Origin of the sequence: Stenotrophomonas sp. GD03654, from assembly GCF_029845105.1 — a bacterium.
Classification (GTDB): Bacteria; Pseudomonadota; Gammaproteobacteria; order Xanthomonadales; family Xanthomonadaceae; genus Stenotrophomonas; species Stenotrophomonas africana.
The window spans coordinates 1-26,162 of record NZ_JAOCLC010000065.1 but is presented as its reverse complement, the minus strand read 5'-3'; the positions used below and the strand labels follow the sequence as shown (position 1 = coordinate 26,162).

29 protein-coding genes are annotated in these 26,162 nt (G+C 64.8%); 25 read left to right on the top strand and 4 right to left on the bottom strand.

Features of this window, described 5'->3' with window-relative positions; genetic code table 11:
- The 24 genes from N5J73_RS19700 to N5J73_RS19585 form a co-directional block, all read left to right on the top strand.
- A partial coding sequence (locus tag N5J73_RS19700) for a C-terminal helicase domain-containing protein (RefSeq protein WP_279941304.1) occupies positions 1-1,080 on the top strand: 1,080 nt, incomplete at its 5' end.
- A 359-nt stretch (positions 1,081-1,439) separates the two neighbouring features.
- The gene (locus N5J73_RS19695) at positions 1,440-2,018 is read left to right on the top strand and encodes a PilL N-terminal domain-containing protein (RefSeq protein ID WP_034027956.1); all 579 of its coding nucleotides are present in this window, start codon (positions 1,440-1,442) and stop codon (positions 2,016-2,018) included.
- Positions 2,015-2,656, top strand: a complete 642-nt coding sequence (locus N5J73_RS19690) for a hypothetical protein (RefSeq protein WP_034027955.1) — start codon at positions 2,015-2,017, stop codon at positions 2,654-2,656. The genes N5J73_RS19695 and N5J73_RS19690 overlap by 4 nt, the downstream gene beginning before the upstream one ends.
- A 14-nt stretch (positions 2,657-2,670) precedes the next feature.
- Positions 2,671-3,396, top strand: a complete 726-nt coding sequence (locus tag N5J73_RS19685; RefSeq protein WP_034027953.1) for a TIGR03759 family integrating conjugative element protein — start codon at positions 2,671-2,673, stop codon at positions 3,394-3,396.
- Complete coding sequence (locus N5J73_RS19680; RefSeq protein WP_058135853.1) at positions 3,378-3,983, top strand: transglycosylase SLT domain-containing protein; 606 nt, start codon at positions 3,378-3,380, stop codon at positions 3,981-3,983. Before N5J73_RS19685 ends, N5J73_RS19680 begins: the two co-directional genes overlap by 19 nt.
- Entirely contained in the window at positions 3,980-4,528 is a 549-nt protein-coding gene (locus tag N5J73_RS19675; protein ID WP_023124763.1) for an integrating conjugative element protein, read from the top strand. Before N5J73_RS19680 ends, N5J73_RS19675 begins: the two co-directional genes overlap by 4 nt.
- A gap of 4 nt (positions 4,529-4,532) precedes the next feature.
- Complete coding sequence (traD, locus tag N5J73_RS19670) at positions 4,533-6,716, top strand: type IV conjugative transfer system coupling protein TraD (RefSeq protein WP_058135856.1); 2,184 nt, start codon at positions 4,533-4,535, stop codon at positions 6,714-6,716.
- Positions 6,713-7,462, top strand: a complete 750-nt coding sequence (locus N5J73_RS19665) for a TIGR03747 family integrating conjugative element membrane protein (RefSeq protein WP_058135858.1) — start codon at positions 6,713-6,715, stop codon at positions 7,460-7,462. The genes traD and N5J73_RS19665 overlap by 4 nt, the downstream gene beginning before the upstream one ends.
- Before the next feature lie 98 nt (positions 7,463-7,560).
- Positions 7,561-7,944: an RAQPRD family integrative conjugative element protein gene (locus tag N5J73_RS19660; protein ID WP_058135860.1), complete on the top strand. Its 384-nt coding sequence runs from the start codon at positions 7,561-7,563 to the stop codon at positions 7,942-7,944.
- A complete protein-coding gene (locus N5J73_RS19655; RefSeq protein ID WP_022579861.1) occupies positions 7,941-8,174 on the top strand; it encodes a TIGR03758 family integrating conjugative element protein in 234 nt (77 codons plus the stop codon). The genes N5J73_RS19660 and N5J73_RS19655 overlap by 4 nt, the downstream gene beginning before the upstream one ends.
- Positions 8,175-8,190: 16 nt before the next feature.
- Entirely contained in the window at positions 8,191-8,550 is a 360-nt protein-coding gene (locus N5J73_RS19650; RefSeq protein WP_058135862.1) for a TIGR03745 family integrating conjugative element membrane protein, read from the top strand.
- A 13-nt stretch (positions 8,551-8,563) separates the two neighbouring features.
- A complete protein-coding gene (locus N5J73_RS19645) occupies positions 8,564-8,974 on the top strand; it encodes a TIGR03750 family conjugal transfer protein (RefSeq protein WP_058135863.1) in 411 nt (136 codons plus the stop codon).
- A complete protein-coding gene (locus N5J73_RS19640; RefSeq protein WP_058137607.1) occupies positions 8,971-9,663 on the top strand; it encodes a PFL_4703 family integrating conjugative element protein in 693 nt (230 codons plus the stop codon). The genes N5J73_RS19645 and N5J73_RS19640 overlap by 4 nt, the downstream gene beginning before the upstream one ends.
- A gap of 5 nt (positions 9,664-9,668) precedes the next feature.
- Complete coding sequence (locus N5J73_RS19635) at positions 9,669-10,598, top strand: TIGR03749 family integrating conjugative element protein (protein ID WP_114249779.1); 930 nt, start codon at positions 9,669-9,671, stop codon at positions 10,596-10,598.
- The gene (locus N5J73_RS19630; RefSeq protein WP_058137606.1) at positions 10,588-11,997 is read left to right on the top strand and encodes a TIGR03752 family integrating conjugative element protein; all 1,410 of its coding nucleotides are present in this window, start codon (positions 10,588-10,590) and stop codon (positions 11,995-11,997) included. Before N5J73_RS19635 ends, N5J73_RS19630 begins: the two co-directional genes overlap by 11 nt.
- Positions 11,978-12,427 (top strand): TIGR03751 family conjugal transfer lipoprotein, encoded by a 450-nt coding sequence (locus N5J73_RS19625; RefSeq protein ID WP_042919405.1) that lies wholly within the window; start codon positions 11,978-11,980, stop codon positions 12,425-12,427. Before N5J73_RS19630 ends, N5J73_RS19625 begins: the two co-directional genes overlap by 20 nt.
- The gene (locus N5J73_RS19620; RefSeq protein WP_114249773.1) at positions 12,427-15,321 is read left to right on the top strand and encodes a conjugative transfer ATPase; all 2,895 of its coding nucleotides are present in this window, start codon (positions 12,427-12,429) and stop codon (positions 15,319-15,321) included. The genes N5J73_RS19625 and N5J73_RS19620 overlap by 1 nt, the downstream gene beginning before the upstream one ends.
- Positions 15,322-15,336: 15 nt before the next feature.
- On the top strand, positions 15,337-16,101 hold the full coding sequence (locus tag N5J73_RS19615) for a thioredoxin domain-containing protein (protein WP_034027938.1): 765 nt from the start codon (positions 15,337-15,339) through the stop codon (positions 16,099-16,101).
- A 186-nt stretch (positions 16,102-16,287) separates the two neighbouring features.
- Positions 16,288-16,782 (top strand): DNA repair protein RadC, encoded by a 495-nt coding sequence (radC, locus tag N5J73_RS19610; RefSeq protein WP_026383922.1) that lies wholly within the window; start codon positions 16,288-16,290, stop codon positions 16,780-16,782.
- Positions 16,783-16,926: 144 nt separating this feature from the next.
- Positions 16,927-17,373, top strand: coding sequence for a TIGR03757 family integrating conjugative element protein (locus N5J73_RS19605; protein ID WP_114249774.1), 447 nt, complete (start codon positions 16,927-16,929; stop codon positions 17,371-17,373).
- On the top strand, positions 17,370-18,317 hold the full coding sequence (locus tag N5J73_RS19600) for a TIGR03756 family integrating conjugative element protein (RefSeq protein ID WP_058137603.1): 948 nt from the start codon (positions 17,370-17,372) through the stop codon (positions 18,315-18,317). The genes N5J73_RS19605 and N5J73_RS19600 overlap by 4 nt, the downstream gene beginning before the upstream one ends.
- A 10-nt stretch (positions 18,318-18,327) precedes the next feature.
- Positions 18,328-19,734 (top strand): integrating conjugative element protein, encoded by a 1,407-nt coding sequence (locus N5J73_RS19595; RefSeq protein WP_113934056.1) that lies wholly within the window; start codon positions 18,328-18,330, stop codon positions 19,732-19,734.
- Positions 19,731-20,087: a hypothetical protein gene (locus N5J73_RS19590; RefSeq protein ID WP_058137601.1), complete on the top strand. Its 357-nt coding sequence runs from the start codon at positions 19,731-19,733 to the stop codon at positions 20,085-20,087. Before N5J73_RS19595 ends, N5J73_RS19590 begins: the two co-directional genes overlap by 4 nt.
- A gap of 12 nt (positions 20,088-20,099) precedes the next feature.
- Positions 20,100-21,617 carry a conjugal transfer protein TraG N-terminal domain-containing protein gene (locus N5J73_RS19585; RefSeq protein ID WP_023112373.1) on the top strand — a complete coding sequence of 506 codons (1,518 nt, stop codon included), beginning with the start codon at positions 20,100-20,102 and terminating at the stop codon, positions 21,615-21,617.
- Positions 21,618-21,636: 19 nt separating this feature from the next.
- On the opposite strand, the gene N5J73_RS19580 is transcribed toward N5J73_RS19585, so the two are convergent.
- The 3 genes from N5J73_RS19580 to N5J73_RS19570 are packed head-to-tail and all read right to left on the bottom strand — an operon-like array spanning position 21,637 to position 22,813.
- Positions 21,637-22,011, bottom strand: a complete 375-nt coding sequence (locus N5J73_RS19580) for a DUF3742 family protein (protein ID WP_023112374.1) — start codon at positions 22,009-22,011, stop codon at positions 21,637-21,639.
- Between the two features lie 26 nt (positions 22,012-22,037).
- Complete coding sequence (locus N5J73_RS19575) at positions 22,038-22,496, bottom strand: type II toxin-antitoxin system YhaV family toxin (protein ID WP_023112375.1); 459 nt, start codon at positions 22,494-22,496, stop codon at positions 22,038-22,040.
- The gene (locus tag N5J73_RS19570) at positions 22,496-22,813 is read right to left on the bottom strand and encodes a type II toxin-antitoxin system PrlF family antitoxin (RefSeq protein ID WP_023112376.1); all 318 of its coding nucleotides are present in this window, start codon (positions 22,811-22,813) and stop codon (positions 22,496-22,498) included. The genes N5J73_RS19575 and N5J73_RS19570 overlap by 1 nt, the downstream gene beginning before the upstream one ends.
- Positions 22,814-23,121: 308 nt before the next feature.
- Between N5J73_RS19570 and mobH the strand changes: the two genes are divergently transcribed.
- On the top strand, positions 23,122-24,963 hold the full coding sequence (mobH, locus tag N5J73_RS19565) for a MobH family relaxase (RefSeq protein ID WP_023112377.1): 1,842 nt from the start codon (positions 23,122-23,124) through the stop codon (positions 24,961-24,963).
- A 36-nt stretch (positions 24,964-24,999) separates the two neighbouring features.
- On the opposite strand, the gene N5J73_RS19560 is transcribed toward mobH, so the two are convergent.
- Positions 25,000-26,034 (bottom strand): hypothetical protein, encoded by a 1,035-nt coding sequence (locus N5J73_RS19560; RefSeq protein WP_199866590.1) that lies wholly within the window; start codon positions 26,032-26,034, stop codon positions 25,000-25,002.
- Positions 26,035-26,162: the final 128 nt, after the last annotated feature.

The following is a 26,162-nucleotide window of genomic DNA, read 5'->3' as shown; positions in this document are numbered from 1 at the left end:
TACCTGCTGTTCCGGGCACTGCCAGGACGGATGATCGAAGACGGCTACCGCCCGACCACGAGCGGCAGCATGACCTCGGCTGCGATGGCGTTCATGCGCGATCACGGCGTCCTCAAGGACATCTACTCCGAGAGCGCCGGCACGGCGCACAAGACGGCCAAGGGCACCAAGGTATCGGTGCGCACCGTCAAGGCTCCCGGCTTCGGCCCGAAAGGCGTCTTGCGCTGCATCCTGCCGTTCACGATCTTTCTCAAGCTCAAGGACATCGGTGGCAACGTCCTGCCGCCGTATGACGAGGAGTTTCGTGAAGTCCAGATGGACGTGGCGCAAGCTGCGGCCTACCGCGATTTGGCGGGTCGGCTGACCGCAGAGCTGAAACAGGCTCTGGCGCGACGCGATACGACCTTGCTGGGGGTGGTGCTCAACGTGCTGCTGGCCTGGCCGGATTGCTGCTTCCGGTCGGAGACCGTGGTGCATCCGCGCACGCGCAACACCTTGGCGTTTGTCCCGGCTCAGTTCAATGAGTTCGAGATCAGCCCCAAGGAGCGTGAGCTGATCGATATCTGCAAAGCGGAGAAGGAACAGGGCCGCAACGTTCTGGCCTACACGGTCTATACCGGCACGCGCGACACCACGTCGCGCCTGAAGGGGCTGCTGGAGCAGGAAGGCTTCAAGGTGGCGGTACTGCGCGCAAGCGTGGATGCCAGCCGCCGAGAAGACTGGATCGCCGAGCAACTGGACCGTGGCATCGACGTGCTCGTCACCAATCCCGAGCTGGTCAAGACGGGACTGGATTTGTTGGAGTTCCCGACGATTGTGTTCATGCAAAGTGGCTACAACGTGTACTCGCTCCAACAGGCAGCACGCCGCTCCTGGCGCATCGGGCAGAAACAGCCCGTGCGCGTGATCTACCTCGGCTATGCCGGTTCCTCGCAGATGACCTGCCTGGAACTGATGGCCAAGAAGATCATGGTCTCGCAGTCCACCTCGGGCGACGTGCCCGAATCGGGGCTGGATGTTCTGAATCAGGACGGTGATTCCGTCGAGGTCGCACTGGCCCGGCAATTGGTCACCGCCTGATTTCCACGCCATCGCCGGCCTAGCGCCGCCGGCTTTCTATTGTTCACAACTTGCAGCCCCACTCGCGTTCTTCGTGGGCGGGGCTGCGTTTTTTCTTTGGCGTGCTACGGCAGCCACCCTGCAATTGATTCGCGAAGTACACCGTTTTTCGTCCCATATTGCGGCTTAACTGCAAATCCGCCTATTGATCCATGAGCTACTGGTTGTGCGCAACAACGGGTGCGTCTGTACCGCCTGGACGATACGCAGTAGGCATCCGGGTCGCCCCTGAAACCGGGCACTACCCAGTTCGCATTCCTGGCTGACCGCACGGCACCGTGCCGCCAAGGTATCGGCATCGCAACAGAAGAGCCGATGCCATGCCCGCAACCCATGTATCCCGGCGTCTGGTCGGCGCTGGTCTCCTGGCCGCAGCGCTGGCCAGCGGCTGCGCCACCACGACCGCGCCGCTGGTGCCAGACGCCATAGAAGGCGTCTCCTCCGCTCCCGAACCCGAGGCCCCCGAGTTCATTCCCGTCGTGCGCTATGGCCGCTACACGCTGGTCGAGCTGACACCCACGGCGGCGCAGCGTGACTTGCTGTTGCAGACCATCGACGTGTTCATGCCCGAGGATGCCCGTGCCACGGTGGGCGATGGCCTGCGGCATGTGCTCAAACGCAGCGGCTACCAGCTTTGCGAGACGCCTCGCGCCGTGACCGAGTTGTATGTGCTCCCGCTGCCGGCGGCGCACCTGCATCTTGGCCCCATGACCTTGCGCGATGCGCTGCTCACCCTGGCTGGCCCGGCCTGGGAACTGCATGCGGATGAACGGGCACGGCAGATTTGCTTCGAGCGGCCTGGAGGCAGTGCGACCGCCGAGCACGCACACGAGCCGCCCGCTGCCGAGGCGGTGCAGACGTTTCCGCTGATGCCTTCGGGTTCGGGAGGCCAGCCATGAATGCCGCGCAGTCTCCCCGTCGCCCGATCACCGCCGTGGTGGTGCAGAGCCTGATGTGGCTCTGGCTGATCAGCCTCAGCGTCTTCGTCGCTCTCGGCTACCAGGCGGTGAACGACCAGACCGACCAGAATCAGCTTGATACCCGCCTGCAACGTCTCGAAGCGCAGGCGATGGGCCTGGCCGAGACCATTGATGCCATCCAGCAGCGTCCAGCCGTCGCAACGGCGGCAGACCTCAAAGACACCCGCGAACTCCTGGAAGCACGCGCTGCTCAGGTCGAAAAAGCGCTGAGCGGCTATGCCGCTGCCGAAGACCTTCAGGCGCTGCGCACCGAAGTCGAGCAAATCAAGACACGCCAGACTGTTGCGCGTGCCGCAGCGTCCGCCCAGCCGCGCGTACCGACCAGGCCCACCGCCAAGCCGGAACCGCCGCCACTGCCGTTCCGCATCGTCGGCGCCGAACTTCGCGCCGGCCAGCGCAGCCTGTCCGTCGCGCCGAACAACGGGAACTTCACGCCCGACCAGCTTCAAGTGCTGCTTCCCGGCGATGCCGTCGGCCCGTGGCGCTTGCAGGCAGTCGAGGGCAACACCGCGGTGTTCCAGGCCGGCGACCAGACCCGTCGCATGGCGATTCCTTGAGCGGAGCGCACGACATGAAACCGTCGATCATCCTTTCCGCGCTCCTGCTCGCGTCTGCCCAGTTGCCCGCCTGGGCGCAGCAGCCGGCCACGGCCTCCGCCCGCAATGCGCAGAGCCAGGAGCGCCTCCTTGTCGCCCGCATCCTGGACGACCGGGTGGCAAGCGACTGGGGCCTGCAACCGCAGGAGTGGGCGCGCTATCGCGAACTGATGGACGGGCCGTTGGGCATCTACTCGCCCAACCTGGACCCGCTGTCCGCCCTGGGCATCGAGGCGCGCACCGACGAGGAACGGCGCCGTTACGCAGAGCTGCAGGTGCAGGTCGAAGCGCGCCGCGTCGAGAAGCTGCTCGCCTACCAGCGTGCCTACGACGAGGCCTGGCAGCGCCTGAATCCCGGCATGCAGCGAGTGAACCTGCCTGACGACAAGCCCAACGCGGGTGCCGAACGCGGCTCCGGCCGCACGGCGGTGTTCGTCAAGGACGGCTGCGCGGCCTGCGGGCAGCTTGTGCAGCGCCTGCAATCCTCTGGCACCGAGTTCGACCTGTACATGGTTGGTAGCCGCCAGGACGACACACGTATTCGCGACTGGGCCAAGCGTGCGAACGTCGATCCGGCGCGCGTGCGCAGCGGTGGCATCACGCTCAACCATGATGGCGGGCGGTGGCTGTCGCTGAGCTTGCCCGGCGAGCTTCCAGCAGTCGTGCGCGAGGTGAACGGCCAATGGCTGCGCCAGCCTTAGTGGCCACCTCCGTTTCGCAGTGCTTGCGCGCACTGGCGCTCGCGGCGGGCCTGTGCGCCTGCGCCGCCCATGCCCAGGAGATTCCGCCACCGGCTTACCAGCTTGCCGCTCAGCGAGCGGGCATCCCATCGACGGTGCTCTACGCGGTGGCCTTGCAAGAGAGCGGCATTCGACGCAACGGGCGCATCGTCCCGTGGCCGTGGTCGCTCAACGTCGCCGGCCAGTCGCACCGCTTCGCCACCCGTGCCGACGCCTGCGCCGGTTTGCAGCAGGCAATGCACTCCACGCCGCACACACGCATCGACGCGGGCCTGGGCCAGATCAACCTCGGCTACCACCAGCAGCGCTACGCCAGCCCGTGCGACCTGCTCGACCCATACAGCAACCTCGCCATCGCCGCTGAAATTCTGAAGGAGCAGCACAGCTCGGACGAGGACTGGTTACTGGCAATCGGTCGCTACCACCGTCCTGCGGGCGGAGAACCTGCCGCCCGTTACCGGCGCAGCGTGTCGCGCCACCTTGCCCGCGTGCAGGGCACACACCCAACCACCGCGGCCCTCGCTGCGCGCCAGGAGAGCACCCCATGAAAACATCCCATTTGACCCATCTCACACTGAAGGGCTTGCTCGTGCTGCTGGCGGCTCTGCCGCTGGCCTCACGTGCCGGCGATCAGCTGATCGTGGTCGAAGACCGTGGCGGCACGTCGGCGCTGCCGTACTACGAGGCTCTGAATCTTCAGCCGCGCGCCGATGCTCCAGCCCGACCGCCCATCCCGATACTCACGGTGCCCGCCACGCCCATGGATGAGGCCGCGATGTTGCCGGTGCGCAGTGCCAAGCTCACGCCTGGCACCGTCGCGCGGCGGGTGATCGAGGCACCGGGCCTGCGGCCTTTCGTAGTCGTCGGCGACGACGAGGCTTCCCACGCCTGGCTTCGTCGCCAGGCAACATCGCTGCGCGAGCGCGGCGCGGTGGGCCTGGTGGTTAACGTCGAGACCGTGCAGGGCCTGGCACGGCTGCGCGCCCTGGTGCCCGGCGTTCCCCTCGCGCCTGTGGCCGGTGACGACCTGGCCGAGCGCCTGGGTCTGCGGCATTACCCGGTGCTGATCACAGCCACCGGCATCGAGCAATGAAGCCATGTCGGGGAAACAGCCGGTCGAGGTTCTGCTGCGCCCAGCGGTGGAGTTCTATACCGTCGCGGCGTGTGCAGGCGCCGCGTTTCTGTCCCTGGTGGCCCCGTGGTCGCTCGCGCTGAGTCCGGCCATGGGCGTCGGCAGTGCGCTGGCGTTCTGTGCCTACGGTGCCATCCGCTACCGCGATGCCCGCGTCATCCTGCGCTACCGGCGCAACATTCGCCGCTTGCCGCGCTACGTGATGACCAGCAAGGACGTGCCGGTCAGCCAGCAGCGTCTGTTCGTGGGGCGCGGGTTTCTGTGGGAGCAGAAACACACCCATCGGCTGATGCAGACGTACCGACCGGAATTTCGCCGCTACGTCGAGCTGACGCCGGCCTACCGGCTGGCGCGCAGGCTGGAGGAACGGCTGGAGTTCGCGCCGTTCCCGCTGTCCCGGCTGGCCGCGCTCACGGGCTGGGATGTGCCTTTCAACCCGGTGCGCCCGCTGCCGCCTGTGGGCGGCCTGCCGCGCCTGCACGGCATCGAACCCGATGAGGTGGACGTCAGCCTGCCGCTGGGTGAGCGCGTCGGGCATTCGCTGGTACTGGGCACCACGCGCGTGGGCAAGACGCGGTTGGCCGAGTTGTTCGTGACTCAGGACATCCGGCGCAAGAACGCCGACGGCGAGCACGAGGTCGTCATCGTCATCGACCCCAAGGGCGACGCCGATCTTTTGAAGCGGGTGTACGTCGAGGCCAAGCGTGCGGGCCGCGAAGGCGAGTTCTATGTCTTCCATTTAGGCTGGCCGGACATTTCCGCGCGCTACAACGCCGTGGGCCGCTTTGGGCGCATCAGCGAGGTGGCCACCCGTGTTGCAGGGCAGCTCTCCGGGGAAGGCAACAGCGCGGCATTTCGCGAGTTTGCGTGGCGCTTCGTCAACATCATCGCCCGTGCCCTGGTGGAACTGGGGCAGCGCCCGGACTACATGCTGATCCAGCGCCATGTGATCAACATCGACGCGCTGTTCATCGAGTACGCCCAGCATTACTTCGCCAAGACCGAGCCCAAGGCCTGGCAGGTGATCGTCCAGATCGAGGCCAAGCTCAACGAGAAGAACATCCCGCGCAACATGATCGGGCGCGAAAAGCGCGTGGTGGCGCTGGAGCAGTACCTCTCGCAGGCGCGCAACTACGACCCGGTGCTCGACGGCCTGCGCTCGGCAGTGCGCTACGACAAGACTTACTTCGACAAGATCGTCGCATCGCTGCTGCCGCTGCTGGAGAAGCTCACCAGCGGCAAGATCGCCCAGCTTCTGGCCCCGAACTACTCCGACCTGGCCGACCCACGCCCGATCTTCGATTGGATGCAGGTGATCCGAAAGCGCGCCGTGGTCTATGTCGGCCTCGATGCGCTGTCCGACGCCGAGGTCGCCGCGGCGGTCGGCAATTCCATGTTCTCCGACTTGGTTTCGGTCGCTGGCCACATCTACAAGCACGGGATCGACGACGGCCTGCCGGGCGCCTCGGCTGGCTCGCGCGTGCCGATCAACGTCCATGCCGATGAGTTCAACGAGTTGATGGGCGACGAGTTCGTCCCGCTGATCAATAAAGGCGGCGGTGCTGGACTGCAAGTCACCGCGTACACGCAGACGCTCTCGGACATCGAGGCCCGCATCGGCAACCGCGCGAAGGCCGGTCAGGTGATCGGCAACTTCAACAACCTGTTCATGCTGCGGGTGCGCGAAACGGCTACCGCTGAATTGCTGACCCGGCAATTGCCGAAGGTCGAGGTCTACACGACCACCATCGTCAGCGGCGCGACCGACAGTTCCGACATTCGCGGCGCGACGGACTTTACGTCAAACACCCAAGACCGCATCAGCATGTCCAGCGTGCCGATGATCGAGCCATCGCACATCGTCGGCCTACCCAAAGGCCAGTGCTTCGCGCTGCTGCAGGGTGGCCAGCTTTGGAAGGTGCGCATGCCGTTGCCGGCGCCAGACCCGGATGAAGTGATGCCGGCGGACTTGCAGCAACTCGCGGGGCACATGCGCCAGAGCTACAGCGAGGCCACACAGTGGTGGGAGTTCACCAGCTCCCCGCTCTTGCAGGACGCGGCCTTGCCGAACGACCTGCTCGATGAGGTGGCCATCGCCACACCCAGCACCGACACGGGCGACACGGCCAGCGAAGAGACCGCGCCATGAGCGATGCCGCCTCGACTGCGCAGCGCGAGCAGAACCGCCGCCAAGGTCTGATCGTCGGCACCATTACCTTTCCGTTCCGACTGCTCGGGGTGCTGGTCGGCTCGCTGCTGTTCTCGATCCTGATGGAGTGCATCGGCATGCACCTGTTCTGGAAGGACCAGGGCTGGCAGCACTCCCAGCAGATGCTGCAGTACGAGTTGGGGCACCTGTCCAAGCACTTCACACGCAGCGTGGTCGTGCAGGAACCGGGGCGCACGGCGCACGCGCTGGTGGACACAGCCTACGAATGGGTGTTCGTGCGCTCAGGACTGCTGGAGCGCATGAGCCAGACCGCCGAGCGCGCCCGAGCGCCCAGCCAGGGGCAAGCGCGGAACTTCCGCTACTTCATCAGCCAGGTCTATGTCTGGACGGAGAGTTACTTGATCGCCGCAGCCTTCACGACGCTTACTTTCCTCGTGCGCCTGCTGATCCTGGCGCTCACGCTGCCACTGATTTTCACGGCGGCATTTGTCGGTTTGATCGACGGCTTGGTGAGGCGTGACGTGCGCCGGTTCGGCGCGGGCCGCGAATCCGGCTTTATCTACCACCGAGCGAAAGCCAGCCTGATGCCACTGGCCGTGCTGCCCTGGGTCACGTACCTGGCCTTGCCGATCTCGGTGCATCCGCTGCTGATCCTGCTGCCCAGCGCCGCCATGCTGGGACTGGCTGTGAGCCTGACGGCGGGCAGCTTCAAGAAGTACCTCTAGGCCATCAATCCGGTCATCCGCAGGTTCTTATTGTTTGCGGCCTGATACGCCTCTGATCGCCACGATCAAGCCATTGCTGATCACACAGGAATGGCGCGATGTTGGCTCCGATCTGGCTGCGCGCCGCGCATCGCGGCGTGCCCACTTTTCTCGTGACTGCCCTGCTGCTGGGGCAGTCTTCGATGGCGTTGGCCGAATCCCCGGCACAGCGCCAGGAGCTGATCGCGGCGCTGCGTCAGCTCGACGCGCTGGAGCGCACCGTCACGGGCGGCGCTGCACACGCGCCGATCCAGCCGGGCGAGCGCTACCACTTCGACTACCCGCGGCTCCTGGCTGACCTGGCGCGCATGCGCGCCGGCATCCAGTTCCACCTGACGCCATCACGCGCCCAGCCACGCGACCCCTCCGAACTGGGCGGCGACTACCGCGCGGAGCGGGCCGCCCCGCCATCGCTGCCGACGACTGCGCAGGGCAGGCCATGAACGGCGCCCAGGTCTCGGCATTTCAAGCCAACAGCGGCATCGCGCCTTCGGCGATGGCGACCGTCCTGGTCGGCGTCGTGTTCGCGGTTCTGCTCGTCTGGGGCGTCTGGGCCATCCGAACGGCCTATGTGGGGTGGGCCGAGAACCGCCTCAACCAACGCCAGTTCCTCGGCGTCTGCATCCGCTTCGTCGCGATGTACCTCGTGCTGACTTTCTTCCTCCTCTCCTGACCTGAAGGGATTGACCATGCCAAACCGCATCCTCACTACTCGTTTTGTCCAACGTGCCGCCGTCGCCCTGGGTGCCGCCGCGCTGCCCGCACTGACGTTCGCGCAAGGCCTGCCGCAGTTGGAAAACCCGACCCGCGGCGCCGGCAGCGGCATCATGGAAACGATCAGGAACTACGGCTACGACATCATCATGCTCGTGGCCCTGTTGGTGGTGGCGTCGATGTTCATTGGCGTGTGCTACCACGCCTACGGCACCTACGCGGAAATCCACACCGGCCGCAAGACCTGGGGCCAGTTCGGTCTCACGGTCGCCATCGGCGCCGTCCTGCTCGTGATCGGCATCTGGCTGCTCACCGAAGCCACCGGCATCCTGTAAGCGAGGACGGGCCATGTCCGAGCAACAGCATGTCCGTGCCGATGGGACGGTCACATTCCTTCCACACCGGCTCAACAGGCACCCAGTGGTCGTGCGCGGCCTCACCGCCGACGAGTTGTGGATTTGCTGCGGCCTGTCCGGCGCCGCCGGCCTGGTGGTCGGCGCGCCGCTGTCGTGGGTGTTCCGCACGATCGCTATCGCGCCAACCTTCGTCGTCCTGGGCGTGGCGCTGGGCGTGTTCATTGGCGGCGGCATCCTGCGCCGTCTCAAACGCGGGCGTCCCGACACCTGGCTGTACCGGCAGTTGCAATGGCGCATCGCCACGCGCCATCCGCTGATGGCCGGTTGGATGGGCGGCCATGTGCTGATCTCGCGCTCTGGCTTCTGGACTACCCGCAGGGGCACGCACGGGGGCGCGCGATGAGCCGCTTCAAGAACGAGATCACCCACCTGCAGGCGCACATCAAGACGCTGCGCCTCGGCGCGGGTGCGCTGGTCGTCGTCGCCCTGGTCATGGGCGGAGGCTGGTGGAGCGCTCCCCGCGACCTGACCATCCACGTTCCGCCTGACCTGCGCTCCGGCAGTACCCGCAAGTGGTGGGAAGTACCGCCTGAATCGGTCTATGCGTTCACGTTCTACGTGTTCCAGACGCTCAATCGCTGGCCGACGAATGGCGAAGAAGATTACCCGCGCAACCTCCACACGCTCTCGCCGTACCTCACCCCGTCCTGCCAGGCATTCCTCAAGGCGGACTACGACTACCGCCGCAGCACGGGCGAGCTGCGCCAGCGGGTGCGTGGCATCTACGAAATTCCCGGTCGCAGCTATGGCGACAACCCCACGGCGCGCGTGCGTGTGATCTCCGACCGCGACTGGGTGGTGACGCTGGACATCAGCGCCGACGAGTACTACGGCGCCGAGCAGGTCAAGCGCGCCCTGGTGCGCTACCCCGTGAAGGTCGCGCGGGTGGATGTCGATCCCGCCCGCAACCCGTTCGGCCTGGTACTCGACTGCTACGAGGGCACGCCCCAGCGCATCAGCACCCCGGAGCCGACGCGCCCGGTGCCTGGTGGCCTGACGCCGCAAGCGCCTCAAGGAGGTAATTCCCCATGAAGCCCATGAAGCATCCTGTACTCGCGCTGCTTGGGCTGCTGGCCGTGGCCGCCGCAGTGGTCGTGTCCCCCGCTGTCCAGGCGGTGGAGATCCTGCGGTGGGAGCGCATGCCGCTGGCAGTGCCGTTGAAGGTCGGCCAGGAGCGCATCGTGTTCATCGACCGAAACGTCCGCGTGGGCGTTCCCGCAGGCGTCGGTGAGCGCTTGCGCGTGCAGAGCGCGGGCGGCGCGGTGTACCTGCGCGCCAGCGAGCCGATCGAGCCTACACGGCTGCAATTGCAGGACGCCGACACCGGCGCGCTGATCCTGCTCGACATTGCGGCGGAGCCGCCCAAGGACGGCGAAGCCGAGCTGGAACCGGTACGCATCGTCGAGGGCAACAGCACACCGGCACGGTATGGCGATCAGCCTGACGGTGCCGATGCGCCCCAGGCGCGCGCCCAGGATCAGGCGGGTACCCGGACGGCGCGGCGCGAAACGCCAATCCCCGTCGTGCTGACACGTTTTGCTGCGCAGAACCTCTACGCGCCGCTGCGCACTGTGGAACCCTTGCCAGGCGTTATGCGGGTCAACCTGCGCAGCGACCTCGACCTCGGCACGCTGATGCCGACCTTGCCGGCACGCGCGGTCGCACTCGCCTCGTGGCGCCTGGAAGACCAGTGGGTCACTGCCGTGCGCCTGACCAACACCAGCGCCGGCTGGGCCACGCTCGACCCGCGCGTGCTGCAAGGCGATTTCCTCACCGCCACCTTCCAGCACGAGGCGCTTGGCCCGCGCGGAACCCCCGAGGACACCACCGTCCTGTACCTGGTGACGCGCGGGCACGGCCTCGCGCAATCGCTGCTGCCGACGATCCATCGCTTCGACCCCGCTGTGCATCTCCCGCAGCCCAAAGCAGCAGCCAGCGACGACAGGGAGGCCCGCCATGCGCAGTAACGGACTCCTGAAGTGGCTGCTGATCCCCGTGGCCCTGCTGGTGCTGTTCGTCGCCATCCGGCTGTTCTCCGGTGGCGGTGCGTCGGCGCCGCCCACCGCAGATGGCAGCAGCAGGCTCACGCCGGAGGAAATGAAGGCGCTGGGCATCGAGGGCGATACCCCGCGCGACACCGTGGCAACACTCGTTGCCCAGGTGAAGCAGTTGCGTACCGAGCTTCAAACCGCGCTGTCCGACAACAGGTCGCAGCGTGAAGAGAACCAGCGGCTGCGCCAGCGCGAGAACGCCATCGACCAACGCATTAATTCGGCCCTCGAATCCGAGCGCTCCAACCTGCGCCGCGACCAGCAGCAGGCGGCCAGCACGCGCCAGCAGACCGAGGGGCTGCTCGCCGACCTGCAGCAACGCCTGGACAGCATCGGCGGACGTGGCGGCGGCCATGCCGATTTGCCGGTGGGGCTGGGCCTGCATGACGGCGACGAGGCCGGCATGGAAGGCGGTATGCGCTGGGTGGAGCCTGATGACGCGAAACAAAGCGACGGACGCGGCAGGTCGAATGGCGGCATAAACTTCCCCACCAGCTTCGGCTCCTCGCAGAGCACGCTGGAAACCACAGCGCAAACCGTGGCAAACGCGGGCGCACGCGCGGCTGGCGTCAAGAGCGCGATGCCCGTCTATACCGTGCCGACCAACTCGACGCTGATGGGGTCGGTGGCAATGACGGCGCTGATTGGCCGCGTGCCGATCGACGGCACGGTAAACGATCCATACCCCTTCAAGGTCTTGGTCGGGCCGGACAATTTGACCGCGAACGGCATCTACATCCCCGATGTGGCCGGGGCCGTGTTCTCCGGCACCGCATCGGGCGACTGGACGCTCTCGTGCGTGCGCGGCCAGGTGCGCAGCATCACCTTCGTGTTCCATGACGGGACCATCCGCACCATTCCCGAGGATCGCGAGGGCAACCAGCAGAACAACCAACAACGTGACGGCCTGGGCTGGATCAGCGACCCGCATGGCATTCCCTGTGTCAGCGGCGAGCGGCGCAGCAATGCGCAGCAGTACCTCGGCACCCAGGCGCTGATCACGGCGGCTGGCGCAGGCGTGGCCTCGCTCATCGAATCCGACAGCGGCAGGGCGTCCTATGTCGGCGCCGACGGCTCCATCGGCAGCGTGGGCATCAGCGGCCAGGAAGCCGTGGGCCGGATTCTCGCCAGTGGCGTTCAGGACATGTCGAGCTGGGTCAACAAGCTCTACGGCCAGGCCTTCGCTGCCGTTTATGTGCAGCCCGGTGCCAAAGTCGCCGTCCACCTCGAAAAGCCGCTCGCCATCGACTTCGATCCAGAAGGCCGCAAGGTCGATCACCGCGCAGGAGAAAGCCATGCTCTCGAACTTGAATAGCTGGGCTCAAGGCCTGGCGCTGGCCTTAGCCGTCGCGCTGCTCGGCGGCTGCGCCACCAGCAAGGAAAAGCTGCTGACCCACGGTGACCGCACGATGATGGACATCTGGCAGCAGGAGGCCGGCGACGGCGGTGGCGCGGCCGGACGGAATGCCGGCCGCCAACTGCTCGATGCGCGCCAGAGCCTGCGCCGGCCCCTTACAGAGGTGGACGTGCAGGCCGCGCCCGCCGAGCAGATGCGCTATACGCGCACGGCGCGCAACGAGGTCTATCGCCAGTTCCAGCGCCTGCCCAACCCCGACCTCGTGATGTACGTGTATCCCCATTTGGCGGGCACCGACCCGGTGCCGATTCCGGGCTATACGACCGTGTTCCCGCTGTACCAGCGCGTGCAGTACGCCATGCCAGGCGAGCGCGTGGAGGACTACTGATGCGCTGGAAACTCCCCTGGCCGAAGCTGGCCGCGTCCGGCGCTGCCGATGACGAGCAGCCGGACGGCTGGCAGCGCCACGTCGAGGCACTGCACCAGGCCGGCCTCCCCGAACCTGGCGCGGTGGTGCAAGCTCGCAGGCCGGCGACCATGGCAGACGAGCAGGCGCTGTACGAGGTCGCGCCGTCGTTCGTGGAACTGCTGCCCTGGGTGGAGTTCCTGCCACAGTCGAAGGCCATGTTGCTGGAGGACGGGCAATCGGTGGCGGCGTTCTACGAGCTGGTGCCGCTGGGCACCGAAGGCCGGGAACCTGGCTGGCTCGCGCAGGCCCGCGATGCTTTGGAGAACGCGCTGCAGGACAGTTTCGATGAACTGGACGAGAACCCCTGGGTGCTGCAGCTCTACGCTCAGGACGAGCCCAGTTTCGACCAGTACATGCAGACCCTGCGCGACTATGTGCAGCCGCGCGCCCGTGATACGGCGTTCAGCGAGTTCTACCTGCGCTTCTTCGGCCACCACCTACGCGCGGTGGCCAAGCCGGGCGGCCTGTTCGAGGACACGGTAGTCACGCGGTTGCGCTGGCGCGGCCAGACCCGGCGTGTGCGCATGGTGGTCTATCGCCGCGTGACCGGGCAAGGGCAGAACAGCCGTCGCGGGCAGACGCCTGAGCAGATGCTCAATATCGTCTGCGACCGCCTGTGCGGCGGACTGGCGAACGCCGGCATTCAGGCCCGGCGCATGTTGGCTGCGGATGTTCATGACTGGCTGCTGCGCTGGTTCAACCCGCGCCCCACGTTGCTTGGGCCTGGGGCCGAAGACCGGGAGCGCTTCTATGCACTGGCGCGCTACCCCGACAGTGCGGAGGACGGCGAGGACGGCGAGATCGAATTGGCGAGCGGGCGGGATTTCAGCCAACGGCTGTTCTTTGGCCAGCCGCGTTCCGACGTGGCGCACGGCACCTGGCATTTCGACGGCATGCCGCACCGCGTGCTGATCACCGACCGCCTGCGCATGCCGCCGGGCACGGGGCACCTGACCGGCGAAACCCGCAAAGGGGACGCCATCAACACGCTGTTCGACCAGATGCCCGAGGACACCACCCTTTGCCTGACGCTGGTCGCCACGCCGCAGGATGTCCTTGAAGCGGATCTCAATCATCTGGCGAAGAAGGCCGTGGGCGAAACCCTGGCGTCCGAGCAGACGCTCAAGGACGTGCATGAGGCCCGCTCCCTGATCGGCAGCGCGCACAAGCTCTATCGCGGCACGCTGGCGTTCTACCTGCGCGGGCGCGACGAGGCGGAACTGGACCGGCGCGGCCTCGACCTGGCGAACGTCATGCTCAACGCCGGCCTGCAGCCGGTGCGTGAGGACGACGAGGTGGCGCCGCTCAACAGCTACCTGCGCTGGCTGCCGTGCTGCTACAACCCCGGCCAGGATCGGCGCCGGTGGTACACCCAACTGATGTTCGCCCAGCACGCGGCGAACCTCTCGCCCGTGTGGGGCCGCGCCCAGGGTACGGGGCACCCCGGCATCACGATGTTCAACCGCGGCGGCGGGCCGATCACCTTTGATCCGCTCAACCGCCTGGATCGGCAGATGAATGCCCATCTGTTCCTGTTCGGCCCGACAGGTTCGGGCAAGTCGGCGACCCTCAATAACCTCTTGAATCAGGTCACGGCGATCTACCGTCCCCGCCTGTTCATTGTCGAGGCCGGCAACAGCTTTGGCTTGTTCAGCGACTTTGCCCGGCGCCTGGGCCTGACCGTGAACCGGGTCAAGCTCGCGCCGGGCTCGGGCGTTACCCTGGCGCCGTTCGCGGATGCGCGCCGGCTGATCGAGACGCCCAGCGACGTGCAGACGCTCGACGCCGATGCGCTGGACGAAGACCTGCCACCCGATGCTGTGGCCATGGAGGCGGATGAGCAGCGCGACGTGCTGGGCGAATTGGAGATCACCGCGAGGCTGATGATCACCGGTGGCGAAGACAAGGAAGAAGCCCGGATGACGCGGGCCGACCGCTCGCTGATCCGTCAGTGCATCCTTGATGCCGCTGAGCACTGCCACAGCAAGGATGGCGAGAAGCGCACCGTGCTCACGCGCGATGTGCGCAATGCGCTGCGCACGCGCAGCCAGGACCCGACGCTGCCGGAAATGCGGCGTGTGCGACTGCTGGAGATGGCCGACGCCATGGACATGTTCTGCCAAGGCACGGACGGTGAAATGTTCGATCGCGACGGTTCGCCGTGGCCCGAAGCCGACATCACCCTGGTCGATCTGGCGACCTATGCGCGCGAGGGCTACAACGCGCAGCTCTCCATTGCCTACATCAGCCTGATCAGCACGGTGAACAACATCGCCGAGCGCGATCAGTACCTGGGCCGCCCGATCATCAACGTCACCGACGAAGGGCACATCATCACCAAGAACCCGCTGCTCGCCCCCTACGTGGTGAAGATCACCAAGATGTGGCGCAAGTTGGGAGCCTGGTTCTGGCTCGCCACACAAAACATCGACGATCTGCCGCGCGCCGCAGAGCCCATGCTCAACATGATCGAGTGGTGGATCTGCCTGTCGATGCCACCCGATGAGGTGGAGAAGATCGCCCGGTTTCGCGAACTGTCACCCGCGCAGAAAGCATTGATGCTTTCCGCGCGCAAGGAAGCCGGGAAGTTCACCGAGGGTGTCATCCTCTCCAAGAGCCTGGAAGTGCTGTTCCGGGCCGTGCCACCGAGCCTGTATCTCGCGCTCGCGCAGACCGAACCCGAGGAGAAAGCCGAGCGTTACCAACTCATGCAGCAGCACGGCATCAGTGAACTCGACGCGGCCTTCAAGGTGGCCGAGAAGATCGACCAGGCGCGCGGCATCGAGTCGCCAGCCTTGGGCCTGCCGCAATAGCCGCCGGAGACTGCCGTGAAACCGAAACGTCCTTTCGTTCCTATGCCGGTGCAGGCGTCCCTCCGTCGGCGCTCGCGCAAGCGCTGGCCCTGGGTCGTGGCCGCTGGATTGATCACGCTGCTGCTGATCTGGCTCGTGTCCCGCGCACCCGGCGAACCCGCGTCGTTGGCTCCCGCGCCGGTCAGTACAGCGCAGGTGGCCGGGCCGCCCTGGCAGATGGGCAACGCGCAGGGCCGATTCACGCTGACGCTCTATGCCGACCTCGAATGTCCGTTCTGCCGAGCGTACTTCCCGAAGCTCAAACGCTGGGTGGGCGCCAACGCGGACGTAGCCCTGCAATGGCACCACCAGCCGCTGGCCGCGCACGAACCGGCCGCCTCCGCCGAAGCACGCCTGGCCGAGTGCGCCGCCGAAAGTGGCGGGCATGCGGCCTTCTGGCAGGCCATCGAATGGGTCTATGCGCACACGCGTAGTGACGGCCTGGGCTTGCCCGAGGGCCTGCGCTATCCCGGCCTCAACCCAGCCGTCGAGCAGTGTTTGGCCAGCGAGCGGCCCGAAAGGGTGATTCGCGCTCAGGCCGAGGAAGCCACCAAGGGCGGCGTGACCGCGACGCCATCGCTTCGGCTGCATGATCGTCAGACCGGCCAGGCGATCCTGCTGCAGGGGCCGATCGAAGGCGATGCACTGCTGTCGGCCATGGACATGCTGGCGGTTGAGGATGCCGCCGCTGCACCTGTCACCGAAATGCCTGCCGACGTCGTCGGCGACATGCCCAGGTAGCCCGCGGTCATTGAGGCTACGGCGCAGCACGCTGCGCTGACCGCTACCCGTTCGCCTCGCATCCTGGCCGCGAACGATCACCGCTGCTGTGGTGATGGATGCACCTTGTTCCCTTGTTCCATTCCCAGGAGGGCCTGCCCTCCTGGGGCATGTGTGCCCTCCGATTTCCCTGCCTGGAGGTTCGCCATGTCTGTCGTCATCAATGACTCCTGCCTGGAGTCGCTTTCCGATATTTCTGTTCAGAACGAGGACTGGATCGTTCAGCAAGCCATCGTGTTGCTGGAGCGACGGGTTTTCAAAGCAGGGCCACGTCTTGAACGGCCCGCTGCGGTCAGGGACTACCTTCGCTTGAAGCTGGTCGCCGAGCCCAATGAGATATTCGTCGTCGTGTTCATGAACAGCATGCACGACGTGCTGGCCGTGGAGCCGATGTTCCATGGAACGATCAATGCGACCTCGGTTTATCCGCGTGTCGTGCTGCAGCGAGCGTTGCAACTGAACGCCGCTGCGGTCATCTTCGCCCATCAGCACCCCTCGGGCACCACCGAGCCATCCAATGCGGATCGCTTGCTGACAGAGCAGTTGAAGACGGCCTTGGCGCTTATCGACGTGCGGGTACTCGACCATTTTGTGATTGGTCAGGGCGCACCGTACTCGTTCGCCGAGTCTGGTCTTTTGTAATCACAGCGGGGGCTTCGGCCTCCGCTTTTTTCCATGCGGCAGCACCGAACAGGTATGCGGGGTGCCCGCGATGCGCATTGTTTGTTGGGGCGGCAGCGGGTTCGCGTTCGACTATGGCTCTGATCAACTTCCAGGGCACGCGACATGCCAGCATCTTTATTCCGCTTCGCATCCGGCTGGCGAACCCTTGGCCTGGCCGTTGCACTGCCGGCATCCTTGGCCGTTTTCAGCCCCGCCACCTTCGCAGCCAATGTGGTGGTCGTCACCGACAGCCGCCACCCGGTCAAGACCATGGGTGGCGAGCGGTTGATCGAGTTGGATGAAGGCCCGCGCATCGAAGCCGAGCTTTCCGCACAGCTGCCCGCCGATCCTGAGCAGGCCACGGCCATCGTCAAGCGCCGCCTGAACAACGGCGGTGCCGACCTCCAGCGCCGCATTGCGTCGGCATACCAGGGCGTTGCCGACGCCTGGAGCCTGAGCGTCACCAGCATTCCGGCGGTCGTGGTGGATCAGCGTTACGTGGTCTATGGCGAGCCGGACGTAGCCCGTGCCGTCGCGCGCATTGCGCAACACCGGAGGCCGCAGCCATGACCCGACCCTTCGAGCGGATGCGCCGTCTGCGTGCTGGCGTGGCCTCGGTGCTGCTGCTCAGCGCTACCGGCAGCTACGCCCTCAACACCGCAACCATCGTTGGCTCAGTGGCATCACCAGACTGCCTCGAATACCGCGTCGTCGGCATCTGCTACTGGCTCTACTGCACCTGGACGGGCTGCACGGTGCGCACGTCCATCAAAGTCCGCCACTACATCCCCGATGCGGTCGTCTCCAGCTACAGCAACACCGGCGAGAACCCCTGGGTCGAAGTCCGGGCGATGAGCGCACCCAACCCGTCCGCACAGGCCGGCGGTGACGGCACCACCAACGAAGACCACGAGAACAATCTCGCCAAGTTCAAGAACGCAGACGTGATCGGCCACCCCGGCGTCGAGGTGTTCAACCAGTTCGTCTCATCCTCGGGCTACTTCTGCGAGGGCGCGGGCACGGCGTTCATGCCGTACCTGCTCAGCACCCTGGACACGCTGGCCTGGCGTTACAACGTGCCCGAGATGGTCTACCCGGAGGCGCTGATTCCGGGTAGGCGCGAGGTCGGCGCGCGCACCACGCTGAACCTGTGGGGCAACGTGTATCCGCGTGGCGGTTTCCTGCACCAGGCCGACGACCACAAGGCTGGCGCCGTGGTGGCCCAGCGCGCTGGCGATGTCGTCACGCGCCGTGGACAAATCCACGTTTATCAGCCGCTGCTCGCCAACTCGCGGCCCGGCTACTGGCCTGCCGGTGCGCTGATGGAAGGCGATGCCTCGACGGGCAAGTGGCAGGAACTCACGCCCGTCCTGTCCTCTTCTTGCACGGTGTTCCCGCGCGGCGGCTTCCTGACCCAAGCCCAGCAAGGCGACTACGCCTGGGCGCTGTGGCGGCCCTATGCGTGCTGCGAACGCCGGGGGCAAGTGTTCCTCGGCAGCGTCGATTTCCAATGAGGGTACGGCGATGAAGCGTCCTGAACTGATGATCCTCTCCCCAACGGCACGCCGCCTGCTGCGTCCAACGGTATTGACTGGGGTGCTGGCTGGCGCACTCGTTCTTGGCGGCGGCCTGGCGTGGGCGCAGACCGGCTTTCAGACCGGCGGCTCCGTGATCGGCGACGAGGTGATGTATTCGATCGGCGGCGGCAGCGCAGTGTCCATGGGCCGCGCTGCCGGCATGCGTTCGATCGGCGTCGGCGTGGGCTGGAACAGCAACCTGATCTGCGGCGACATGAGCATCCAAACCACGCTGCGCAACCAGCTCAACGGCATCACCAACGGCTTTCAGCAGATCATGAGTAACGTGATCCAGAGCGCCACCAGCGCGGTGGCATCGCTGCCTGCGTTGATCATCCAGCGCGCCGATCCCGGCCTGTACAACCTGCTGACCAACGGCGTGCTGCAGGCGCGGCTGGATTTCGACCGTTCCAAGCTGACCTGCCGCGCCATGGCCGAGAAGATGGCCGACACGGCGGGCGGACAGCTTGGCTGGAGCCAGATGGCCGAAGGCATGGCGCTGCGCGACGCAGTATCGAGCACGGATGCCGTGTCGGCGATTGAGCAGGCGGAGACGCGCCGGGGCAACGACGGCGTGCCCTGGGTAGGCGGCAGTAATGCGGGGGGCGCGGGCCAGTCCGCCATCCGGGTGGTCGGCGACGTCACCCGTGCGGGCTACAACCTGGTCAACGGCCGCAGCGTGACCGACACGTCGTCCATCGCTTCCGCCAGTTGCGCGAGCCTGTCCTGCCAGACTTGGACGTCGCCACAACAAGCGACTGAATGGGCCACACGGGTTCTTGGGGAACAGGTGCAGCGCACCTGCGATTCCTGCACCAAGACCGAAACGGTGCCCGGCGTCGGGCTGACGCCGCTGATCCAGGATGAGTACGAGGCAAAGCTGGAAGCCTTGCAGGAACTGGTCTCGGGAACGCGCAACACCACATTCGAGAACCTGCGCGCAGCTGGTAGCACCTCGCTGCCGATCACGCGCGGCGTCATCGAGGCGCTGCGCGACGAACCAGACCAGGACCTGCTGGCGCGGCGCCTGGCCTCGGAGGTGGCGCTGTCGTCGGTGCTGGAGAAGGCGCTGCTGCTCCAGCGCACGCTGCTCACCGGCAAGAAAGAGCCCAACGTCGCGGCGAACCAGTTGGCGGTCGAGGCCGTGAACAACGAGAGTGACACGCTCGACCGCGAGATCCGCAACCTGAAGACCGAGCTGGAGCTGCGACGCGAGCTGGCGAACAACTCGCCGATGGCCATCATCCAGCGCCATGGCACACGCGCGGCTGGCTCGCGTGGCATTTACGAAGGCGATCCCATTCCCGACCGTCTCGACCAGCTCCAGAAGGGCAATCCGGGAGGCAACCCATGAACCCGTCGCATGCCAGCTGGCTGCTCAACCGGCGCACGACGAAGGCGCTGCTGTGGACGGTGTTGCTCGTTACCGCCGCTGTGGGCGCCAACGTCGTCGGCATTTACCTCGTCGGCAGCGTCGCCAGCTGGGAGCGATGGTTGACGGCTACGGCGGGTTACTTCATGGCGTGGCGACTGTGCCTGTACGGTGCGACCGCCTACGGCTGGGTCTGGATGCGCCGCCGGCTGCTGGCGCGTGAGGCCCAACGCGGGGCGGATAGACAGGCGCGGCGTCGCCTGGTGCGCAGCGAGATCGCCGGCGTCGCCGCCATTGTGGCGTTGGAAGCCAGCCTGTTGATGCAGGCCGCTTGAGGGGGCGAGGACATGACGCTTTTCACCACCGACTACCTGGAGTACTACCTCACGCTGGTGTCGTGGATCGTCCATAACGGCATATGGGCCGTGCTGGTGGCGAGCGGTGTCTTCGCGCTGCCTTTCATTGCCATCATCGTGCAGGAATGGCTGAAGGCCCGTGCGGAGGGTGCCGACGAAGGCAACAAGGGCGTGCTCTCGGCTGCGCGCATCGAGAACCGGGTGTTCGTTGCCATCATGGTGGTGATGTTCGCCGGTATTCCATTCATCGACGTGGACCTCAACACCATCCGCTACGACAGCGCACGCTCGGCCCAATGCCAGGTCAGCGTGCCGCAACCCACGGATACCGGCTGGTCACAGTCCTTCAGCACTATCAACAACCAATCGGCGAAGGTGCCCGTCTGGTGGGCCTTTATGCACACACTCTCGCGAGCAGTGACCGGTGCCTCTGTGGCAGCGATTCCCTGCGGCACCGACTTGCGGCAGATGCGCATGGAGATCGACGCGACGCGCATCGACGACCCGGTATTGGCTCAGGAAGTGGCGGATTTCTCGCGCGACTGCTACGGATCGGCGCGCGCCAAGCTCTTCATGCAGCGCCCGAACCTCGATGAGGCGCAGATGCACGACGTGACCTGGATCGGCTCGCGCTTCTTCACGGATACGGGCGGCTACTACGACAGCTACCGCTCCAGCACACCACGCGATGACTGGCCCTACGACAGCACCCGCGACGCGGGGCTTGCGCAGGTGGCCAGCGGTGGCGGTTATCCGTCCTGCAGGCAGTGGTGGGCCGATGGCAGCAATGGCCTGCGCGCACGCCTGCTGGGGCAGGTAGACCCAAGCCTGCTGAATCGCTTGGCGGGCTGGGCCGGCTTTCTGAGCCGAGCCGAGGTGGACGACTCGGTGATCCGCACCATCGCCTCGCCGAGGCAGCAGAAACTGAACCAGGGCAGCGTCTATACGGACTACGGCGGCCAGATCGACAAGACCCTGCCGAACATCGTGACGCGGGCCACGGGCGACGTCGGCATGGCTGTCGGCGCGATGGCCGCGTTTCCCGCCATGGACGTGGTGCGCCAGGCGCTGCCTATGGTGCTCGCCTTGCTCAAGATGGCGCTGATCATCTGCATCCCGCTGGTGCTGGTTGTGGGCACCTATGACCTGAAGACCGTCGTTACCGTGAGCGTCGTGCAGTTCGCGCTGTTCTTCGTCGATTTCTGGTTCCAGCTCGCACGCTGGATCGACAGCACCATCCTCGATGCGCTTTATGGCTGGGGCTTCGGCTGGAACCGGCCACACAGCAACTTCGATCCACTGGTGGGGCTGAACAACGCTTTTGGCGACCTGTTGTTGAACTTCGTTATGGGGACGATGTTCATCGTGCTGCCCACCTTTTGGATCGGTGCGCTGACCTGGGCCGGAATCCGCGCTGGAACGATCGCAAACAGTTTCTCAGCAGGTACGAGGGATGCAGGCGCTGCCGGTGGAAAAGGAGCTGGCGCAATGTCAAGGAAGTTGAAGTGACGCACACTCAAGCCGAGTGTCAGTCATCATCCTTGTACATCTCATGAGATGTGTCGTTGTAGAGATTCGGGTCATAACCCGGTGTCTCTCGAAGTTCTTCCAAGGTGGTAGGAAACTGCAAATGGAACTCTTCGTCTGAATGGCTCTGATTTGCTGCCCATCCCACAGCCACGACACAAACCAACAGCAGTGCCAGCCAGAACGCGGAATAGAGCAGTACACCGAGCACGACCAGCTTGACCAACCACAACAGCACGGTGGCACCAGCTACCGGCACACCCTTGGATACCAACCAGTTCGACGCCCGCCGTTCGCCACGCACATAGGCGCGCCATCCACGGCCAAAGCTACGGCCGAGGCGTTCTGCTGTGCTGATGCGGGTCGTGGTGCTCATGGTTGTCTCCTGCTGCTGAGGGATACCTATTTCAGTTTGCTCCAATCCTGCTTGCTTGCCTGTACCAATGCGCTCCATTCGTCCGGCGGATTCCCGCGCCCGAGCATCTTCTCGAACACGGCATACGGGTCTGATTTGCTTCCCGAAGACCGCAGGGTCTGTTCATCGTTGACCCAGGCGTACACGATGACCTTCGCCTTCGAGTCGTAGCGGAAGAACAGCCTATACCGTCTTCCGAGCTTGGCCCGCCGCCAGTGGCGATAGGCCGGCCCCATGGTGTTGCCCTGGCGGTATTCGTCGCGCGCCGGATCACTCGGCACCACGTCTTGTATCAACTGGACCAAGGCCCGGAAGAACTTGACGTTGGCGTTCGATCCGAACCCTTCCGGGTCGTTCTCTTGGGCGCGCAGCACGGCCGCACGCAGCTTCATCATCTGCTCGATCAGGTTGTCGTGGAACAGCAGTGTCCAGCCATGCTGTTGCATCAGATTTCCACGTCCTCATCGAAGTCATCGCCCAGGTCCACCTTGTGTCCTGCGTGCTCCAGCATGGTGCGAGCCAGATCCTCGGGCAGGCCGCGCACATTTCGGCCCGCTTCAATGTCGCGCGCCAGCAGGGTCAGGAACGCGGCAATGGCAGGGTCCTCGTGCTCGACGTCGGCGCGCGTCACGACGACTTCGCCGCCACGCAGGTCGAACGCAACCTTACCGCCGGTGTCCACGCCCAGGGCTTGGCGGATGGACTTGGGCAGCGTGATCTGGCCTTTGGAGGTCAGTGTGGCAACTTCGTGAATGGCAGGCATGGCGGCACTCCTGAACGCAATACCCACATTGTAAGGAAATATCCTTACCTCGTCAATGATAGCTCTCACCGGGGTTCTCCAGCATTCAACAATGAATCTCATCGTAGGGTGGGAACAGCCAGCCTTCCCGCATCAATCCGGCCTCACCACCCCCACATTGACGGTGGACGACCAATGCCCACCGCTCTATATCCAAAGGCTTCTAAAGGCCAAAGGGCCGAAATGGCAAGGGAATGGGGTGCAAGGGGAAAGGCCCTACCCGAAAAGGCGAAAAGGCCTCCCGCTTGGCTAGCCACCAGGACACCCACATGCTCTCTCTGTTCCAGCGGAAACGGCCTCCGGTCGCTGCCGCGCCATCGCCGGCACCCACCACCGACCTCCCGAAAGGACTGATCAGGCCGGAATCGGCCGCATCGCTGCTGGCGACACCGCGCCGGCAGAAGCTGCTGGAACACATCTGGCAGCGCACCTCGCTCTCGCGCAAGCAGTTCGGAGCGCTGTACCGCGCGCCGCTGGAACGTTATGCCGAGTTGGTTCAGGCTTTCCCTGCATCCGAGGCGCATCACCACGCTTACCCAGGCGGCATGCTTGACCACGGCCTGGAAATCGTCGCCTACAGCCTGAAGCTGCGGCAGTCTCATCTGCTGCCCATCGGCGCCAGTCCAGAGGATCAGGCCGCGCAAGCCGAGGCCTGGACTGCTGCCGTCGCCTACGCCGCACTGCTGCACGACATCGGCAAGATCGCTGTCGACCTGCACGTCGAACAGGCCGACGGCAGCACTTGGCACCCATGGCACGGCCCCCTGCATCAGCCATACCGTTTCCGTTACCGCGACGATCGCGAATACCGGCTCCACAGCGCCGCAACAAGCTTGCTCTACCGACAGCTGCTTGACCGTGAAGTCCTGGACTGGCTCAGCAGCTACCCATCACTGTGGGCACCGCTGCTTTATGTCTTGGCCGGGCAGTACGAGCACGCCGGGGTACTGGGAGAACTCGTCGTACAAGCTGACCGAGCTTCCGTGGCCCAGGAACTGGGCGGCGATCCCACACGCGCCATGGCCGCGCCCAAGCACGCACTGCAACGCAAGCTGCTGGAAGGGCTGCGTTACCTGCTCAAGGAGGAGCTGAAGCTGAACCAACCCGAAGCCTCCGATGGCTGGCTGACCGAGGATGGTTTGTGGCTGGTGAGCAAGACGGTCTCGGACAAGCTTCGGGCACATCTGCTGTCCCAGGGCATAGGCGGCATCCCAGCGAACAACACCGCCGTGTTCAACGTGCTGCAGGATCACGGCATGCTGCAGCCCACAGCAGACGGCAAAGCGATCTGGCGTGCGGCGGTGACCAGTTCCACCGGCTGGAGCCACTCGTTTACGTTGCTACGGCTGGCACCCGCGCTGATCTGGGAATCTGGTGAGCGACCAGCGCCCTTTTCCGGGACGGTGACAACCGACACGGCACTGGCGGGCAAAGCTGCCGAGGCAGCTGCCGTGCTTTCTGCGGACGGCGCAGCGTCCGCCTCCGAGAACCAAAACGCTCCGCCAGCGGAAGGTAGTGGCATCGCCTCGGCCTCACCACCCAAGGTCCAGGCCAGCCCCGACGTCATGGCGGACATGCTGGCGATGGTGGGAATGGGGAATTCGTCAACCACCGAGCAGGATGTGGAAACCGCCCCGGACGAAGTACCCGCAGCTCTCCCCGATGCGACCCAGCCGCCCTTGGCCGCCGCTGCGCCCTCGCCACCGGCTTCCCCATCCTCGACGGCACAGCCATCCGGCGAGCACTTCATGGCGTGGCTGAAACAGGGCATCGCCACGCGGCGACTCATCATCAACGATGCGAAAGCGCTGGTGCATACCGTGAGCGACACCGCCTACTTGGTCAGCCCGGGCGTATTTCAGCGCTATGCGCAGGAACATCCGCAGGTAGGCAAACTGGCCAGGCAGGAGAGCCTGCATGATTGGCAGTGGGTGCAGAAGCGCTTCGAGCGGCTGCAATTGCATCGCAAGCAATCCAGCGGGTTGAACATCTGGACATGCGAAGTCACTGGCCCCAGGAAATCACGGAAACTGCATGGCTATCTGCTTCTGGAACCCAGCTCGATATTCATTGACGAGCCTCCAAATAACCCATTCTTGGAGTTGGCGTAGTCAACCAAAAATAGGACGATTTCAGCGATTGATCTACTACTGTGCAGCGCTACGGTTCGTAGCCGCACGAGGAGAGGTAGCGTCTTCTGCTTTCTTGGCAGCAGCGGTAGCGGCGCGTTGAGCTGCTTCCAGGTCTGCGATATGCGCCCCCAGGACATTTACTTGTTCTCGAAGCGTTTCGTTCTCATGCTGTACTGCAGAACGCTGCTGATTCCCTTGCTCGATGGCGGTCAGCAGCTTCACTTGCCACTGATCCCCGGAGGAGCTGTTGTTCCGGTCTTGAAGGTAGGCAAATCCCGAGACGATCAAGGCGAGCAAAGCCAATACCGCCGTGATACCAACCGACCAAACCGCGATGGTGATTTGCTTGCGCGTGGACTTGTCTGTTTTTCGGTCGCGCTCGTCGAACTGCTCCATCAGGGTAGTCGCCGCTTCGGCCAAATCCTTGAGCGTCTTGGCGGACTCCGCCGTCATCTGTCCAGTCAGGCGAGCCAACGCCATTTCTTCGGCGCGCTCCTCCGCACGCTCCCGTGCTTGCTCCAGCATACGCCTGTTCAAGGCATCAAAGTGATCTGTGCGAATCGGCTGGATTTCTGGTGGCGATGACTTTGCAAATTTTGTGAGTTCATCGTAGGCGTTCAAGGTCGATCCCAATGCCGATGTGCTCTTGCGAACTTGATCAAAAATGCTGGTGCTATTTTGGACTTGATCAAAAATACTTCGCGCCGTGCCAAACATCTTGTCGCGCATTTCCTTCGCGCTCTGGTGATACTCCTCGACTTCGGCTTTGAGTAGTCGCACCAGAAAGGCCGACGCCGTTTCATCAGCTTCCCGCAACGCAGGCTTCCGATCTTGGGAGCTTTCGCGGGTCGTTTGCCATGCGGATGAACTCCCATAGGCTTCAGCGATCCGCTCAATCTCATCGTCTGTAAGTCCACTGGCAATCTCGGCATCGAGAGGAATACGATCTGGCGATTCATCGGATTCCACAGTCAAGCTGCCAATACTCGGCAGGAATCGCCTGATCTGGCTGACCGCTTCGCCTGGTCCGAGCTTCTCGAAATCGGTCATGTCACACATCCGCAGTGGATACAGGTAAATACGACCTGCTGATGTCTCGATATGCGTGACGGGCTTTGACCGAAGTAGATCTTTTATGTCCATCACGTGCCTCGCAACGCGACGAACTGGTTACTCGG